This is a genomic window from Arhodomonas sp. KWT (assembly GCF_010993615.1).
In genome coordinates, this window is sequence record NZ_WNXE01000769.1 from 1 (window position 1) to 794 (window position 794).

Here is a 794-nt window from a genome sequence, read left to right on the forward strand (position 1 = left end):
CGCCCTGTCCGGCAAATTCCCGGCTAATTCCGTTTGACAAACAGAGCGTCGGCGCGCGCTAATGTGAATCACAATAAAATCAAAAGCCGCACCATGGTATTCAAATACAAGGAGGGGGTGATGGCTGAGTTCTTTGTTTCTACTCAACTTCTGGAACGGCCACCAATCACACGGGCCGCATACTCGGATCGTACGGCGTGGATCATGGCGGAGATCGCGCGACTGGTCTACGAGCCGCTACCGTCCGAGGTGTCCGTGGACAACCTGGCGGAAGAGATTCGTGAAGCGGTTGTTTCCGGTCAGGCGGCAGACGCCGTGGAAGCGCTGGTGAGACGGGCGGTGGAATCGGAGTCAGGGGTGCCGACACATACGGTGGAGGCCCTGCGTGCGGCGAACTTCGAGCTGCTCGAGACATTTGCCCACGATGGCACCGAGGCGCTGCTGGCGCGCCTGAGCAAAACGGAGGACAGCGAAGAGGGCATGCTGATCCTGGCGTTTCGGGGAACCCAGCCGGGAATCACGGATGTGCTCACGGACGTGAAGGCGGATCTGGTGACAGCGCCTAAACAGGGACGTATCCACCGGGGATTCCTGGAGGCGTTCGAGCGCGTACGCGACGCCATCGAGCACGCCCTCGAAAAACATGCGGGTCCGCCCCTCTACATCACGGGCCACTCCCTGGGTGGGGCATTGGCGATAGTCGCAACTCGGTATCTGGAGCGCAATGGCACGGGCGCGTGCTACACCTTCGGGGGCCCCCGTGTTGGGGACGATGCGTTTTTCGAGGGGATAAA

1 protein-coding gene is annotated in these 794 nt (G+C 60.8%); it reads left to right on the forward strand.

Annotation, left to right across the window (positions count from 1 at the left end; all coding sequences use genetic code 11):
- Positions 1-120 precede the first annotated feature (120 nt).
- A partial coding sequence (locus G7A99_RS22280; RefSeq protein WP_163144188.1) for a thioesterase domain-containing protein occupies positions 121-794 on the forward strand: 674 nt, incomplete at its 3' end.